We start from the raw sequence: 16499 nt of genomic DNA, 5'->3' as shown, positions 1-16499 counted from the left end.
TTTTTATTTGAAGAAGCTGAGTAGTTACAAATCAACTATAACAAAGTTACTTTATTTGTTATAGTAAGTGTAGCAGTAGAGGTAGTAAAGAAAGGACGTATGTAGATATGTCTACAAATCAAAATTTACAAATTAAAGAGAATAATATTGTTTCCAAATCAAATACTTTGATTGAAGCCAATTCACGTTTGAATTTAGTTGAACAAAAAATATTACTTTGTTTGGCTAGTAATATTGAACCCAATGATCGGGATTTTAAAACATACACATTCCCAATTAAACAATTTCATGATCTACTTGGTTTGAGTGGATCTACTAAATATACAGAGTTAAGTAAAATTACAAAGGAATTACTATCTAAAGTAATTGAAATTCGAGCAGGGGAAGAATTGATACAAGTATCTTGGCTTTCTTCAGCAATTTACAATAGAAATAAGGGGACAATTGACATGCGTTTCGATCCTTTATTAAAGCCATTCTTATTAGAATTAAGTAGTAAATTTACAAGCTATAGATTGGCCAATGTTGTTAAATTAAAAAGTACATATGCTATACGTATTTATGAACTACTTAAGCAATATGAAGATTTAAAAGAACGTACAATTAGTTTGGAAAATTTAAGGTATTACTTAGATGCAATGGATGTATACCCTAACTATGCAAATTTTAAGCAACGTGTGTTGAAACCTTCTCAAAAAGAATTAAACCGAAAGACAGACATTTCTTTTGAATTTGAAGAAATTAAATCGGGCAGGAAAGTACATAAAATTAGATTTATTATCCGTGCCCAGAAAAAGAAAGATCCTGAGTTAGCCTATTTTGAAAAGAAATTGGATAAATTTCAACAGCCCAATACATTTGAACAAAAAATAAAAAGATTTGAAGAACGTTGTAAAGAAAAAGTGTTTCCTAAAGTATTTAAGAAATGGGAAGTTCATAAAGAAATTGTATTAGAAATAATTGAAGATATACGTTTTCGTTCAGATATTGATTCACCAATCGGTTATGTAGAATTTATTCTAAATTCCCGATTAAAAGAACTGTCCGATCAAGAGATACCAAACCTAGGCGATCAAATTGAAAATGAGTCTCATAATAGTAGTATATTAGAGGTTGAGAACATTATAGATTCAGTTATTAGTAAATATTCAGCATCTACAGGGGCTGTAGCTACATTTTTAGTTAAAGAGACAGCAATTGAGGAACTAGTGAGAGTAGTTGCGTTAGAAGAAGCTGGGGCTATTTGGAAAGAGAATGAAGCGTTTGTTATGGATAAAATTTATGAATTTATTAAAAAAAATAGAAGTAAGAAAAGATATTAGTGTTATATGAAAAAGGTTCTTTCATTCCGAAAAAACTTTTTTAACTATATAAATCCAGTTTGATATTTTAACAATCTTTAAAATTATCTATACTGCTTACCATACAAATAGGTAAAGGGGCGGTTAGATAATGGCAAAGTTACATGTATCAACGAAATATGGAATTACTGTACACGATTTATTACAAGAAGAGCGTAAAATGAAAAATTCATTTTTCAAACAACGTCTTATGTCTGTACGTCTGGTAATGGAAGGGCACTCTGCTACATCTGCAGCTCAAATTATAGGGATTTGTCGTCAATCTGTTTCTACTTATGTACAAACATTCAATTCCGATGGAATTGAGGGCCTATTAGAACGTCGTTATCCACCCGGACGTACTCCTTATTTATCTCCCGGTGAAGAAACAGAAATTCGGAACATGCTAATAGAAATTACACCGAATCAAGAAGGGATTGGACCTGAAACTCATTGGGATACTCGTGTCCTTCAATACTTGTTAGAGGAGCGTTACCATGTTTCTATGTCTAGAGATGGAATTTGCGATATGCTAAACCGTTGGGGATTTACTTATACAAGGCCTACTTATCGTTTGAAAAAAGCAGATCCCTACATATGGACGTCACGCAAGCGTCACGTTATTTGGTGCAGTAAATATGTCAAATGGGTATTTGCATTGTATGGAAGCTACTGCTTGTAATGCGACTGCCTTTCAGGAGTTTTTACAATATGTTGTAAAAGAAAACCCAAAGAAACACATTGTCATGTTATTGGATAATGCTCGCATTCATCATGCAAAGTTATTGAAACCTTTCCTAAGACAGAACAGCCAACGGCTGACATTGATCTTTTTACCACCCTATTCGCCGAATTTAAATTTACTGGAGCGTATTTGGAAATGGTTAAAGGAAAGCGTCATCTCTAACCGTTTTCATGCATCCCAAGAGGAAATACGTGCATCTGTAGTATCTTTTTTAGAATATATCGCTCAATGTCCAGAAAAAGTTTTACACAGATTAGGCGTTGAACAACTGTTAAAATATTAAACTGGATTTATATAGCTTAGTAATTCCATATCATTTGGTATCTCTAGCATTTTAATGATATTTTCCATAATCTATACCCACCTTCTTTATTTGAGTATAATTATAACATTTTATATTCACCAAATATGCGTAAGAACCAATTGCTGCTTGCACAAAACAGCGAATGCGGTATCCTGTTACAGGTTCGTGGTTTAAGGACGTATTACAACAAGTACAATGCGTAGGAGAATAAGTAATCGTATGGTCCGGAGTCGTTGTCAAATGAAGCGTATGTCCCTTGTGGCCCAACTGGCCACCGGTTTGACGCTGGGGTGATTTGCGCAAACCATCTGTAGAAGGTGGTTTGTGACTATTTGTAGGTTTTTTTTTGAAGCATTTTCTAGTTCCTGTATCCGTTTTTCTAATTTAGAAAATGTTTCTTCAAATAAAGAAATAACAGCTTCAGGTCCTTTTTTATATGCATCTAAAATGACTTTTCGATGGATCATCCTATTCACCTCCCTGTTTGATATACTCAGTATTTACAAATGGGAGGCATATGAAACTAGTAAAATAAAAAAAGACACCAAAAGGTGGCTGCGTAGTTACCGAAATTCTTTAAAATTTGATAACTTTTTCGTCGATTCGCCTCCGATTTACCTTACATTTTATAAAATAGAGATAAAAAGAAAAGAGGCGAATGCTTATGTATCCATTAGGCTCAGAGAATAATCCGATTATAATCAAAGTAAGAACAAGAGCACAAGCAGAAAAAATAGCCACGATTTGTGATGAATATGATTTTTATGACATGATTAGTTTAGAATTAAATGAAGATTTAACTGATTTGAAAAAAGCAATTAAAGGACGCACACGTCCAATGGATATATATTGGTGTTATGTCAAGAAAATAGACACATTAAACAGAGACATTTTATTCGTTACGCAGCTTGAGATTGTTGTTTTTCATAAAACCTTTTTTCAAATTGAATCGGTGATACATACTTCCGTGCAGAATGGCTACGTTTTCGATTGTAAAACACTTCAATATATTTAAAAATGTAACTACTCAGCTTCCTCACGGAGGCTTTTTTCATTTACTAGTCTGATATGTACTTTTTGTGTGAATACTAGATATATCATACAAGGAGGTGGTATTTATGTTGAAAAAACAAGAAATTCTAGCTGTCTATCAAAAGGGACCTCAAGCTATTTGCGATTTTGTTCATCAATTAGAAAGTCAAATACAGAATTTAAAAGAGCGTATAGAAGAATTAGAAAATCGTTCAAAAAAAAACTCTACAAATAGTCATAAACCACCCTCTACAGATGGTTTTCGTAAGCCTATTACAAAAAGTTTGCGAAAATCATCCCAGCGTCAAACCGGTGGCCAGTTGGGCCACAAAGGACATACTCTTGGTTTGACAGCGACTCCAGACCATACAATTACATATTCTCCTACCTATTGTACTTGTTGCTATACTTCTTTAGACCATGAGCCTGTAAAAGGATACCGCATTCGCCAAGTGTATGATTTACCACCTATCCAGATAGAAGTAACAGAACATAAAGTGGAACAAAAAGAGTGCCCACATTGCCATTCTATTCAAGAATCCCAGTTTCCTTCTACTGTCTCTCGTCCTGTTCAATATGGTCCAAATATAAAAAGACTAATCCCCTATTTAACGCATTATCAGTGTCTTTCTTTAAAAAGAACAAAAGAATTCTTTCAAGATTGTTTTGGACATTCTATCAGTGAAGGAACGTTAGTCAATCATACAAACAGTTTTTCGGCTCAATTGCAGCCTTTTCTCCAAGAAGTAAAAGACCAGATCCTTCAGTCTTCTGTTGTCCATTTTGATGAAACCGGTATGCGTGTAGAAAATAAAACACAATGGTTACATACTGCCAGTACACCGGAGGTGACATTGCAACATATTCATCAAAAACGCGGAAAAGAAGCAATGGATGCTGGAGAAATCTTGCCGTCTTTTTCTGGAATCGCGATGCATGATGGTTGGAAATCATATGATGCGTATACAGATTGTCGTCACGTATTATGTAATGCCCACCTCTTACGAGATTTACAAGGAATTATAGATAGTACCGGAGAAAAATGGGCACAACAGATGCAGGAGTTTTTAACGCAAGCCTTAACGCTAAAAAAACAATACAAAGGACTCCTGCCAAAAGCAGAGCAAGAGAATCTGTCGACTGCCTATCAAGCTATATTAAAAGAAAAACAAGTATTTTCTTCAGAACCAAAAAAGAAAGGAAAACAGACGCCTGCTCAAAATTTATGGAATCGCTTCGTCAAATATGCTGACAGAATTCTAGCATTTTTAGAACATCCAGACATTCCATTTGATAACAATCAAGCAGAACGGGATATTCGAATGACGAAAGTCAAACAGAAAGTGTCTGGAACGTTTCGAAGTAAGAAAGGCGCAGAATCTTTTTGTCAGATACGAAGCTTTATAAGCACCATGAAAAAACAAAAACAATCTGTCTTACAAGCGATAGGTCAGGTTATAGAAACCGGAACGGTTCCTTGGAATTGCACGATTTCATAAGAGAAATTCTCGATTCGATCTAGGGTGTGTCTAAAAACTATTTCTATGATAGGATTACCTCAAATCATTTAGAGAGGGGTATTTTCTATGACGCCACGCCGCTACGAACTTACAAATGAACAATGGGAACAAATCAAAGACTTTTTCCCACCGTATTTTACTGGTCGTCCGCCTAAAAGGAGTAATCGTGAAATGTTCAATGCTATTTTATGGATAGCTAGGAGCGGCGCTCCCTGGCGTGATTTGCCGGACCATTACGGATTATGGAAAACCGTGTATGCTCGCTTCTGCAAATGGCGTGATGAAGGTGTCTTACTGACTATTTTTCAAGAATTAAATGCTGAACCGGATCTTGAAAACCTCAGCATAGATTCAACCAGTATCAAAGCGCATCAACATAGTGCTGGTGCAAAAAAAAGGCTGTAAATCATGAGTGTCATCAGCATATTGGCATGAGTCGCGGTGGAAAAACTACCAAAATCCATGCAATTGTTGATGGTTTAGGCAACCCCATTTTATTTCATTTGACTGGCGGAAATATTTTTGATAGCACTCCTGTTTGCGAGCTTTTGGATGAAATACCGATTAAGGGCAGCAATATTCTTGGTGACAAGGCCTATGGTTCTCATACGATTCGTAACTATATTACCGATCATGAAGCAACCTATACCATTCCACCCAGGTCAAATGCGAAAGCTCCTTGGAATGTGGATTGGTATTTATATAAAGAACGCCATTTAGTGGAGTGTTTTTTCAATAAAATCAAGCATTTCCGTAGAATCGCAACACGTTATGATAAGCTGGCATCTTCTTTTTTAGCCTTTGTGTATATCGCTGCCATTTTTCGATTAACACAATGAACAACAGTTTTTAGACACACCCTAGATTCTTTCTCTTATGGGCATATTTTTTTTCATGTTTTCGAATTGGAAACATGTATTTAGCATGCTTTTTTGTCTGAGGAAGCTGAGTAGTTACTTAAAAATACTGGATTTTGCTTCTTCTCGTGTTCTATATTTTTTCGGATAGACCCATTCTTTTTTTTAATACACTATGAAAAGATTCAATCACTGCATTATCATAACAATTTCCTTTACGGCTCATACTTACTTGGAATTTTTCTTTTTTTAAGATTTTTTGATATTCATGAGAAGCATATTGACTTCCTCTATCGCTATGATGAATGATGCCTTCGGCAATCGTTTCTTGGGCTACAGCGCGTTGTAATGCCTGGATTACTATATAAGTCCCCTTTAAAAAATCGACATGTCTGCACGTTGAATACGGCTGAGAATTGCATCAGGATTTTTATCAATAGATTCTATAAATTGATAGATTGAATCCACTAAATGATCCCTCGTTTCATGATAACAATTTGCTAATACATTTCCTTTCATTACTTTCCATACACGTTCAATCATATTTAAGTTCGGGGAATATGGAGGTAAAAAAGGCAAAGTTAGACGGCGGTTATTTTCTCGTAAAAAGGATTTTAGTAGTTTAGCATGATGATACCTTGCATTATCTAATACAAGCACGACGTGCTTATTTTTGTATTCCTTTAATACATATGTTAAAAATTCCCGAAATGTTTCAGCATTACAGCGCTCGGCTTTTGTACAGAGAAATTTACCAGTGATTGCATCAATTGTGCCGAATAAAGACGTTGAAATACGCTTTCCTAATACTGCAATTTTCTTTTGCTTCCCCTTTGCAAACCATGTAGCATGAACGGTTTGACTATCTCTAAAGTGACATTCATCTTGATACAAGAGTACCGTATTTTCATCAATTAATTTTTTTTTACCATCTCTAATTGTTTTTGAAACTGTATTTGTTTTTCTTTATTCGCTTTTTTCAATACATAAGTAGCATTTGTATAGGAAAAATTCATCCGATGTAACATTTTGCGGATGCCTTCACGCGACATATAAATCGCAAATTTCTCTTTGATGATGTATTGGATATTACGTGTATTCCAGAAAGATTCTTGACCGAATTGTAACTCCGCTGGAGTTGTATGTAAAATGAGTTGCTTCAATTCTTCCTGTTGTTGCGTAGTTAAATACGGCTTTTTACCTGGGATTTGTTTACGAGTAAGTAATCTTTCCAGTGCATGTTCTTTGAACTTTTTTACATAACTAGCAACGCTTTGAAGATGCATACCAAGTATGGCCGCTACGTCCACTATTGTGTATCCTTCCATTACCATTCGAACAGCTGTAATACGTCGTTGACGAGAAGTTTGTTTTTCTTTCTTCTCTAATTTTCGTAAATCTGATATTGTGAAAGGTTGTGATTTTTGTATTTTATATGACATAGCGTATTTTCTCCCCTAATGTTTTTTACAAACATTATCGGGTATTCCAAAGTGATTTATACATGATGATATTTTATAGTGGACTTATATAGTTCTTTCGTCATACGAGCATCTATATAAATCCAGTTTAATATTTTAACAGTTGTTCAACGCCTAATCTGTGTAAAACTTTTTCTGGACATTGAGCGATATATTCTAAAAAAGATACTACAGATGCACGTATTTCCTCTTGGGATGCATGAAAACGGTTAGAGATGACGCTTTCCTTTAACCATTTCCAAATACGCTCCAGTAAATTTAAATTCGGCGAATAGGGTGGTAAAAAGATCAATGTCAGCCGTTGGCTGTTCTGTCTTAGGAAAGGTTTCAATAACTTTGCATGATGAATGCGAGCATTATCCAATAACATGACAATGTGTTTCTTTGGGTTTTCTTTTACAACATATTGTAAAAACTCCTGAAAGGCAGTCGCATTACAAGCAGTAGCTTCCATACAATGCAAATACCCATTTGACATATTTACTGCACCAAATAACGTGACGCTTGCGTGACGCCCATATGTAGGGATCTGCTTTTTTCAAACGATAAGTAGGCCTTGTATAAGTAAATCCCCAACGGTGTAGCATATCGCAAATTCCATCTCTAGACATAGAAACATGGTAACGCTCCTCTAACAAGTATTGAAGGACACGAGTATCCCAATGAGTTTCAGGTCCAATCCCTTCTTGATTCGGTGTAATTTCTATTAGCATGTTCCGAATTTCTGTTTCTTCACCGGGAGATAAATAAGGAGTACGTCCGGGTGGATAACGACGTTCTAATAGGCCCTCAATTCCATCGGAATTGAATGTTTGTACATAAGTAGAAACAGATTGACGACAAATCCCTATAATTTGAGCTGCAGATGTAGCAGAGTGCCCTTCCATTACCAGACGTACGGACATAAGACGTTGTTTGAAAAATGAATTTTTCATTTTACGCTCTTCTTGTAATAAATCGTGTACAGTAATTCCATATTTCGTTGATACATGTAACTTTGCCATTATCTAACCGCCCCTTTACCTATTTGTATGGTAAGCAGTATAGGCAATTTTAAAGATTGTTAAAATATCAAACTGGATTTATATAGCATTTATAATTTGTTTATTTCTTCCCAAACGATCTAGTGATTGAATGTATAAAACATCTCCATTTCTCAGCATACGCTTCATAAGTTGATATTTAGGACGAGGGTGTTGCAAAACTAAAATAAATATGCAATGTTATGAATCAGAAAAACTAGCTGAACATGTAATAAATAGCGATTTTGACCATACCAACCATAACGAGTAGATTTCCCCCATTTTGCTTGGGAATCATATAAACTACTCCGTAAGGCAGTGCTATCAATTAAAACACACGGAATTAATCCTAAATTCATTTCTTCAAGAGTTTGTTTATGAATCAACGGAATACCTTCATTGCGAAACCAAGTTCCTACACGTGAGAAAGTGGATATATGAGGAACAAAGGAAAGACCACAAGATACACGAAATGAAGGATATTGATGCAAAAAGCGAGTTAACTTGCGTAATGAATTGATTTGGAATACCGTTTTCACAAAAAAACATTTGAGTAAAGCTTTTCTACAGATAGGTGGGCGGCCTGTAATAGGCGGAACGCCTCCAATGGTTAAACTGTCTACGTAGGCAAATAAAATTTGTAAAATGGATTGATTGTGATCAAAATTGGTTATCATACTAGGGTGTGTCTAAAAACTGTTGTTCATTGTGTTAATCGAAAAATGGCAGCGATATACACAAAGGCTAAAAAAGAAGATGCCAGCTTATCATAACGTGTTGCGATTCTACGGAAATGCTTGATTTTATTGAAAAAACACTCCACTAAATGGCGTTCTTTATATAAATACCAATCCACATTCCAAGGAGCTTTCGCATTTGACCTGGGTGGAATGGTATAGGTTGCTTCATGATCGGTAATATAGTTACGAATCGTATGAGAACCATAGGCCTTGTCACCAAGAATATTGCTGCCCTTAATCGGTATTTCATCCAAAAGCTCGCAAACAGGAGTGCTATCAAAAATATTTCCGCCAGTCAAATGAAATAAAATGGGGTTGCCTAAACCATCAACAATTGCATGGATTTTGGTAGTTTTTCCACCGCGACTCATGCCAATATGCTGATGACACTCATGATTTACAGCCTTTTTTTTGCACCAGCACTATGTTGATGCGCTTTGATACTGGTTGAATCTATGCTGAGGTTTTCAAGATCCGGTTCAGCATTTAATTCTTGAAAAATAGTCAGTAAGACACCTTCATCACGCCATTTGCAGAAGCGAGCATACACGGTTTTCCATAATCCGTAATGGTCCGGCAAATCACGCCAGGGAGCGCCGCTCCTAGCTATCCATAAAATAGCATTGAACATTTCACGATTACTCCTTTTAGGCGGACGACCAGTAAAATACGGTGGGAAAAAGTCTTTGATTTGTTCCCATTGTTCATTTGTAAGTTCGTAGCGGCGTGGCGTCATAGAAAATACCCCTCTCTAAATGATTTGAGGTAATCCTATCATAGAAATAGTTTTTAGACACACCCTAGTAAATCCGTCCTTTCTGGAGATAGTTTAGGGTACTATCATTCTTCCAGGAAACCGGATTTTTTTATGCATTTATTTTTGAATATTTATGAGTTTTGCAACACCCTCTTAGGACGTTTAAAATCTTTTCCACTAGCTCTTTCAATAAAGATATACTCTTCAAGAATACCTATTTCTGATGCAGTCGCAAGTTGTCTCTCAACAGATTGATCTTTACTACTTACTCTAATATAAAAAAATTTCCTCATTAGGTATCCCTCTCCCATTTTAAATTCCAAACAATAACTGTAATTATTATATTTTAACGTCAAATTATATACAATTCTAATGACATGTTTCAAAAGTGATTATGTTATAATTATGAAACATTAAAACCTAATCAAACTCACTATGTCAAAAAGTATACTTTTTGACATGGTGCATAAATATAGCTAATTCCCCTTTTTCGGAGATTCGGGCAAAAACACCCTTCATTGTACATTAGTGAACATTTATTCCAAATTAGTGTATGTCAATTCGTACCTTTTCAAGGTATTAAAACTTTGTAACAGAACCATTATTTGATATATCTCTGGTTCCACTTTTTAAAAAAATTAAGGATAGGATCAAGAAACAACATCAATAGTATTAGGACTCCAATACAGTATTCAGGAATTGTCATACTAAAGAAATGGATCGTTATATTTCTTAATGCATTATAAAAACTCATACCTAGAAGAAGATCAAACATTATGGTAAAGAGAATACTTAATAAGAAGAATAAAAAAAATATACCGTATATTTTCATATGAGTCACTTAACTCCTTTAGTAATGATTTGTAATGTCCCTTTATTTTCTTTCAAAAAGACAGCGTTGTTCTGTTGCAAAGATTTACAATACCCTAAAAATATAGAATTAAAATACACATAGGAAGAATTAACTGTATAAAATATACAATATTATGTATTAACATTCATTGCTTCGGATTGATTTTTAACCTTGCAACGGAATCCATTTTAGTATAAAGAGAGGTAAAGCGCGATGCAAGGTGTAGAACATCATGAAGGTAACGAATCTTTTTGTTATTCGATTATCCCTTTTTTAGGGTATTCATTAAATCTTGAGCCCCTTCATGAATCAAAATCAAACGACCATTATACAATTACATGTGATTCTCACATGTTTGTCCTGTTATAAAACAAGTTTTTGCTTGTTGTTTTATACGAATTTGTCCTTCTTGGACATAGATTTTTACAGGGGTGTTGGGAACTAAATCAAATGTTTTTCGCATTTCTTTTGATAACACAATACGTCCTAAATTATCCATCCTACGAGTGATGCCAGTTTTTTCATAGAAAACCCTCTACTTTCCTTTTTTGTAGTATGCTCAATTTTCCCCGTGTATACATTTGTATTCGATTGGAAAACTCTAATTTTTCATTGGTCAGGAAAAAATGACACTTCATGTCCCCTTATAGGGGTAGAACCACATGCCCATCAACTTAAGAATCTTTACTACCCACAAGTGTAAAAAAACGTTATTCTTTCTAAAAAGCTAAATATATAAATCCAGTTTAATATTTTAACAGTTGTTCAACGCCTAATCTGTGTAAAACTTTTTCTGGACATTGAGCGATATATTCTAAAAAAGATACTACAGATGCACGTATTTCCTCTTGGGATGCATGAAAACGGTTAGAGATGACGCTTTCCTTTAACCATTTCCAAATACGCTCCAGTAAATTTAAATTCGGCGAATAGGGTGGTAAAAAGATCAATGTCAGCCGTTGGCTGTTCTGTCTTAGGAAAGGTTTCAATAACTTTGCATGATGAATGCGAGCATTATCCAATAACATGACAATGTGTTTCTTTGGGTTTTCTTTTACAACATATTGTAAAAACTCCTGAAAGGCAGTCGCATTACAAGCAGTAGCTTCCATACAATGCAAATACCCATTTGACATATTTACTGCACCAAATAACATGACGCTTGCGTGACGTCCATATGTAGGGATTTGTTTTTGTTTACCACGAAGAAACCAAGAAGTATGTAGAGCTTGATAATCACGTATATGCGTTTCGTCTTCATAGAACAGTATCATATCTTTGGATAAGTTTTTTTTATCCAGTTAAGCTCTTGTAAGAACTTTTGTTGTTTCAGAGGATCTGCTTTTTTCAAACGATAAGTAGGCCTTGTATAAGTAAATCCCCAACGGTGTAGCATATCGCAAATTCCACCTCTAGACATAGAAACATGGTAACGCTCCTCTAACAAGTATTGAAGGACACGAGTATCCCAATGAGTTTCAGGTCCAATCCCTTCTTGATTCGGTGTACTTTCTATTAGCATGTTTCGAATTTCTGTTTCTTCACCGGGAGATAAATAAGGAGTACGTCCGGGTGGATAACGACGTTCTAATAGGCCCTCAATTCCATCGGAATTGAATGTTTGCACATAAGTAGAAACAGATTGACGACAAATCCCTATAATTTGAGCTGCAGATGTAGCAGAGTGCCCTTCCATTACCAGGCGTACGGACATAAGACGTTGTTTGAAAAATGGTAACTACTCAGCTTCCTCAGACAAAAAAGCATGCTAAATACATGTTTCCAATTCGAAAACATGAAAAAAAATATGCCCATAAGAGAAAGAATCTAGATCGAATCGAGAATTTCTCTTATGAAATCGTGCAATTCCAAGGAACCGTTCCGGTTTCTATAACCTGACCTATCGCTTGTAAGACAGATTGTTTTTGTTTTTTCATGGTGCTTATAAAGCTTCGTATCTGACAAAAAGATTCTGCGCCTTTCTTACTTCGAAACGTTCCAGACACTTTCTGTTTGACTTTCGTCATTCGAATATCCCGTTCTGCTTGATTGTTATCAAATGGAATGTCTGGATGTTCTAAAAATGCTAGAATTCTGTCAGCATATTTGACGAAGCGATTCCATAAATTTTGAGCAGGCGTCTGTTTTCCTTTCTTTTTTGGTTCTGAAGAAAATACTTGTTTTTCTTTTAATATAGCTTGATAGGCAGTCGACAGATTCTCTTGCTCTGCTTTTGGCAGGAGTCCTTTGTATTGTTTTTTTAGCGTTAAGGCTTGCGTTAAAAACTCCTGCATCTGTTGTGCCCATTTTTCTCCGGTACTATCTATAATTCCTTGTAAATCTCGTAAGAGGTGGGCATTACATAATACGTGACGACAATCTGTATACGCATCATATGATTTCCAACCATCATGCATCGCGATTCCAGAAAAAGACGGCAAGATTTCTCCAGCATCCATTGCTTCTTTTCCGCGTTTTTGATGAATATGTTGCAATGTCACCTCCGGTGTACTGGCAGTATGTAACCATTGTGTTTTATTTTCTACACGCATACCGGTTTCATCAAAATGGACAACAGAAGACTGAAGGATCTGGTCTTTTACTTCTTGGAGAAAAGGCTGCAATTGAGCCGAAAAACTGTTTGTATGATTGACTAACGTTCCTTCACTGATAGAATGTCCAAAACAATCTTGAAAGAATTCTTTTGTTCTTTTTAAAGAAAGACACTGATAATGCGTTAAATAGGGGATTAGTCTTTTTATATTTGGACCATATTGAACAGGACGAGAGACAGTAGAAGGAAACTGGGATTCTTGAATAGAATGGCAATGTGGGCATTCTTTTTGTTCCACTTTATGTTCCGTCACTTCTATCTGGATAGGTGGTAAATCATACACTTGGCGAATGCGGTATCCTTTTACAGGCTCATGGTCTAAAGAAGTATAGCAACAAGTACAATAGGTAGGAGAATATGTAATTGTATGGTCTGGAGTCGCTGTCAAACCAAGAGTATGTCCTTTGTGGCCCAACTGGCCACCGGTTTGACGCTGGGATGATTTTCGCAAACTTTTTGTAATAGGCTTACGAAAACCATCTGTAGAGGGTGGTTTATGACTATTTGTAGAGTTTTTTTTTGAACGATTTTCTAATTCTTCTATACGCTCTTTTAAATTCTGTATTTGACTTTCTAATTGATGAACAAAATCGCAAATAGCTTGAGGTCCCTTTTGATAGACAGCTAGAATTTCTTGTTTTTTCAACATAAATACCACCTCCTTGTATGATATATCTAGTATTCACACAAAAAGTACATATCAGACTAGTAAATGAAAAAAGCCTCCGTGAGGAAGCTGAGTAGTTACCGTATGCCTTAACATATGCGCATGAATCCCGTAATTTTCAAACACTCTTTGAGCAGAACGTTTTGATAAGCGGTTCCCATAATTGGAAAGAAATAAAGCACCTTGAGAATCTGTTCGACTTTGTAAATAGCGTTGTAAATGGTACCGACTTTCAACTGGTAAAGGTATTTTTCGTGAAATACCACCTTTGCCATCTTGAACGGTTAAAAATTCAGATCTTTCTCGCATTTCTATATCCTCACGATTTAAAGCTACTAATTCAAAAATACGTACGCCTGTGTACAGGGTTAAATAGATAATGGCTATATTCCGAAGATTTTCAGATTGTTCAACTTTTCTAAGTAATTGATTCCTTTGATTTCTGGACAGAGATTTAGGAGAGATGTGACGAATATGTCGGAGCTCCGGTCGTTTAATATCGTGAAGTAAGTCCTCACGATCAATGAAATGAACATATGAAACAATAGCGCTAAATTTTGGCGTAATCGTTGTAGCTTGATTTCCGCAACCTGATAAGAAATAAATATATTGTTGAATATCATAACGAGTAAGATCTTGTAAGGAACTATTTTCATGTACTAACCAAGAATGAAACTTTCGAATATGCCGTTTATAATCTTCAACTGTAATTTCTCGTTTACCTTGTTCTAAAAGATACGTTCCAAACCCTTCGAGTTCTATGTCACTTTTTTTCAAGCTTAAACCTCCTATTTTTTATTATATTCAGTCTAATATTAACAAAAAGTGTCACAGAATAATAGTTCTGTGACACTTTTGTTAATATCTCTTTTTAGAAGGGTAGGGTGTGGCAATATCTAAAAATTAGGTTGTTGCTATGGACGATTAAATTATTTAGACGTTTGAGCTAAAGGTGAAACCACTTTAATACCACAATATTTTTCTGAATATTCAAAAATGTTCGTTTTACTCGGAGATGCTGGTTCTACCCCATGCCCATCAACTTAAGACTTTTTACTACCCCCAAGTACAAAAAAACGTTATTCTTTCTTAATAATCTATGAGAAAGGGTGACGTTTTTTATGAATCTCTCGATTCAAGAGGAGTTACAACCATTTGCAGAAGAATTACAGCGCTATATCACACCCTAATTTTTGGAAGAACTAGCAAGAGAGATGAAGTTTGTAAAGAGAAAACGCAAATTTTCGGGGTCAGATTTAGCTACCATTTGTATTTGGATTAGTCAAAGGGTGGCCAGTGATCCTTTAGTACGATTATGTAGTAGACTTCATGCAGTTACAGGTACTGTACTTAGCCCGGAGGGCTTAAATAAACGATTTAACGAAAAATCAGTGTTATTTTTAAAACATATCTTTTCTTTGTTGTTACAACAAAAAATCTGTGAACAGACTCACATTTCTAGCCAACTTTTTGCGCATTTTAAACGCATTCGCATCATGGATGCCACTATGTTTCAAGTACCCCATACTTTGGAACATATATATCCTGGTTCAGGTGGCTGTGCGCAAACAGCTGGGATCAAAATTCAATTAGAATATGATTTGCATAGTGGACAATTTCTTAATTTTCAAGTGGGACCTGGAAAAAATAATGATAAAACATTCGGAACAGAATGTTTAGATACGTTACGGCCAGGCGATTTATGTATTCGTGATTTAGGGTATTTTTCATTAGAGGATTTAGATCAAATGGATCAACGGGGTACGTATTATATTTCGCGGTTAAAGTTAAACACAAACGTATATGTAAAAAATCCAGATCCGGAATATTTTAAAAATGGTTCCATTAAAAAACAATCAGAATACATACAAATCAATGTCATACAGATTTTGAATCAACTCCAACCAGGGGAAACGATAGAATATCAGCAAGCTTATATTGGAGATAAACAGCAGTTATTTTCACGTCTCGTTTTTCATCGTTTAACAGCGGCACAATTACAAAAACGCCTAGAGAAAATTGCAGAAAAAGAAAAGTCAAAACACAGAACCTATTCAGAGAAAAGTAAATTAGTAGCTGGATTAAATGTATATGTGACAAATGCACCTTGGGAGTGGGTTCCGATGGAACAAGTACATGAATTGTATACATGGCGCTGGCAGATAGAAATTGTTTTTAAAACGTGGAAATCATTATTTGATATAGATTATTGTCGCACTGTCAAACAAGAAAGAATAGAGTGCCATTTATACGGAAAACTAATCGCTATTTTCTTATGTTCTTCTACCATGTTTAAAATGCGTCAACTTTTATTACAGAAGAAGCAAAAAGAATTAAGTGAATATAAAGCAATTGGAATGATTCAAGACCATCTATTTCTCCTCTATCAATCTATACAAAACACCCAAGAGATAACAAAGCTTCTAATCCGCCTGTTCCACCTTCTACAACAAAACGGACGGAAATCTCATAGATACGAAAAAAAGACTATCTTTGATATTATGGGTGTTATCTATGAGTATAGTGGATGCAGCAAGCAAAAGAAAGCTGCATAAGAAAAAAATGAA

At 35.2% G+C, this 16499-nt stretch carries 16 protein-coding genes and 6 pseudogenes; 6 read left to right on the top strand and 16 right to left on the bottom strand.

Translation table 11 applies throughout. The annotated features are described in order from the left end of the window. Positions 1 to 107 precede the first annotated feature (107 nt). The 3 genes from QCI41_RS29835 to QCI41_RS29825 all read left to right on the top strand — a co-directional run bounded on the left by QCI41_RS29835 (position 108) and on the right by QCI41_RS29825 (position 2368). Complete coding sequence (locus tag QCI41_RS29835; protein ID WP_353839041.1) at positions 108 to 1322, top strand: replication initiation protein; 1215 nt, start codon at positions 108 to 110, stop codon at positions 1320 to 1322. Between the two features lie 130 nt (positions 1323 to 1452). Further along, on the top strand, positions 1453 to 2022 hold the full coding sequence (locus QCI41_RS29830) for a helix-turn-helix domain-containing protein (protein ID WP_353839040.1): 570 nt from the start codon (positions 1453 to 1455) through the stop codon (positions 2020 to 2022). Then, complete coding sequence (locus tag QCI41_RS29825) at positions 1979 to 2368, top strand: IS630 family transposase (protein WP_353839036.1); 390 nt, start codon at positions 1979 to 1981, stop codon at positions 2366 to 2368. The genes QCI41_RS29830 and QCI41_RS29825 overlap by 44 nt, the downstream gene beginning before the upstream one ends. Positions 2369 to 2527: 159 nt before the next feature. On the opposite strand, the pseudogene QCI41_RS29820 reads toward QCI41_RS29825, so the two are convergent. Continuing rightward, positions 2528 to 2856 (bottom strand): annotated as a pseudogene (locus QCI41_RS29820) (DUF6444 domain-containing protein); the annotation flags it as partial. Between the two features lie 432 nt (positions 2857 to 3288). Then, positions 3289 to 3444, bottom strand: coding sequence for an IS3 family transposase (locus QCI41_RS29815; RefSeq protein ID WP_353839039.1), 156 nt, complete (start codon positions 3442 to 3444; stop codon positions 3289 to 3291). Positions 3445 to 3507: 63 nt separating this feature from the next. Between QCI41_RS29815 and tnpC (QCI41_RS29810) the strand changes: the two genes are divergently transcribed. Both tnpC (QCI41_RS29810) and QCI41_RS29805 read left to right on the top strand, forming a co-directional pair. Beyond that, positions 3508 to 4920 carry an IS66 family transposase gene (gene tnpC / locus QCI41_RS29810; protein WP_353836078.1) on the top strand — a complete coding sequence of 471 codons (1413 nt, stop codon included), beginning with the start codon at positions 3508 to 3510 and terminating at the stop codon, positions 4918 to 4920. Between the two features lie 87 nt (positions 4921 to 5007). Then, positions 5008 to 5780, top strand: a protein-coding gene (locus tag QCI41_RS29805) for an IS5 family transposase (protein WP_483299041.1) whose coding sequence is annotated in 2 segments (ribosomal slippage) — positions 5008 to 5338 and positions 5338 to 5780 — 774 coding nt in all. Because the reading frame shifts where the segments join, the coding sequence is not laid out codon by codon here. Positions 5781 to 5903: 123 nt separating this feature from the next. On the opposite strand, the pseudogene QCI41_RS29800 reads toward QCI41_RS29805, so the two are convergent. The 14 genes and pseudogenes from QCI41_RS29800 to QCI41_RS29740 form a co-directional block, all read right to left on the bottom strand. Further along, a pseudogene (locus QCI41_RS29800) lies at positions 5904 to 6153 on the bottom strand (transposase); the annotation flags it as partial. Positions 6154 to 6173: 20 nt separating this feature from the next. After that, positions 6174 to 6692, bottom strand: coding sequence for an IS630 family transposase (locus QCI41_RS29795; protein ID WP_353839038.1), 519 nt, complete (start codon positions 6690 to 6692; stop codon positions 6174 to 6176). Positions 6693 to 6712: 20 nt separating this feature from the next. Then, on the bottom strand, positions 6713 to 7240 hold the full coding sequence (locus tag QCI41_RS29790) for a helix-turn-helix domain-containing protein (RefSeq protein ID WP_353839037.1): 528 nt from the start codon (positions 7238 to 7240) through the stop codon (positions 6713 to 6715). A gap of 127 nt (positions 7241 to 7367) precedes the next feature. Next, on the bottom strand, positions 7368 to 7757 hold the full coding sequence (locus QCI41_RS29785; protein WP_353839036.1) for an IS630 family transposase: 390 nt from the start codon (positions 7755 to 7757) through the stop codon (positions 7368 to 7370). Then, entirely contained in the window at positions 7714 to 8283 is a 570-nt protein-coding gene (locus QCI41_RS29780; protein ID WP_353839035.1) for a helix-turn-helix domain-containing protein, read from the bottom strand. Before QCI41_RS29780 ends, QCI41_RS29785 begins: the two co-directional genes overlap by 44 nt. Positions 8284 to 8373: 90 nt before the next feature. Continuing rightward, positions 8374 to 8469 (bottom strand): annotated as a pseudogene (locus QCI41_RS29775) (recombinase family protein); the annotation flags it as partial. A 56-nt stretch (positions 8470 to 8525) separates the two neighbouring features. Further along, positions 8526 to 8978 (bottom strand): annotated as a pseudogene (locus QCI41_RS29770) (transposase); the annotation flags it as partial. Positions 8979 to 9004: 26 nt separating this feature from the next. Beyond that, positions 9005 to 9777 (bottom strand): IS5 family transposase gene (locus QCI41_RS29765; protein WP_483299041.1). Its coding sequence is split into 2 segments (ribosomal slippage): positions 9005 to 9447 and positions 9447 to 9777, totalling 774 coding nucleotides; the frame shifts between segments, so codons are not numbered across the junction. A 158-nt stretch (positions 9778 to 9935) separates the two neighbouring features. After that, positions 9936 to 10091 (bottom strand): annotated as a pseudogene (locus QCI41_RS29760) (recombinase family protein); the annotation flags it as partial. Positions 10092 to 10399: 308 nt separating this feature from the next. After that, on the bottom strand, positions 10400 to 10630 hold the full coding sequence (locus QCI41_RS30800) for a YczF family membrane protein (protein ID WP_483299076.1): 231 nt from the start codon (positions 10628 to 10630) through the stop codon (positions 10400 to 10402). Between the two features lie 767 nt (positions 10631 to 11397). Next, entirely contained in the window at positions 11398 to 11925 is a 528-nt protein-coding gene (locus QCI41_RS29755) for an IS630 family transposase (RefSeq protein WP_353839033.1), read from the bottom strand. Then, positions 11922 to 12365, bottom strand: coding sequence for a helix-turn-helix domain-containing protein (locus QCI41_RS29750; protein ID WP_353839032.1), 444 nt, complete (start codon positions 12363 to 12365; stop codon positions 11922 to 11924). Before QCI41_RS29750 ends, QCI41_RS29755 begins: the two co-directional genes overlap by 4 nt. A gap of 136 nt (positions 12366 to 12501) precedes the next feature. Continuing rightward, the gene (tnpC, locus tag QCI41_RS29745; protein ID WP_353836078.1) at positions 12502 to 13914 is read right to left on the bottom strand and encodes an IS66 family transposase; all 1413 of its coding nucleotides are present in this window, start codon (positions 13912 to 13914) and stop codon (positions 12502 to 12504) included. Positions 13915 to 13965: 51 nt separating this feature from the next. Next, the gene (locus QCI41_RS29740) at positions 13966 to 14709 is read right to left on the bottom strand and encodes a tyrosine-type recombinase/integrase (RefSeq protein WP_353839030.1); all 744 of its coding nucleotides are present in this window, start codon (positions 14707 to 14709) and stop codon (positions 13966 to 13968) included. Between the two features lie 344 nt (positions 14710 to 15053). Between QCI41_RS29740 and QCI41_RS29735 the strand changes: the two are divergent. Beyond that, positions 15054 to 16487: pseudogene (locus tag QCI41_RS29735) on the top strand (IS4-like element IS231Q family transposase). Positions 16488 to 16499 lie beyond the last annotated feature (12 nt).

Origin of the sequence: Bacillus cereus group sp. MG4 (genome assembly GCF_040460055.1) — a bacterium.
GTDB classification, from domain to species: Bacteria; Bacillota; Bacilli; order Bacillales; family Bacillaceae_G; genus Bacillus_A; species Bacillus_A wiedmannii.
This window is presented reverse-complemented; position numbering and strand designations above follow the sequence as displayed.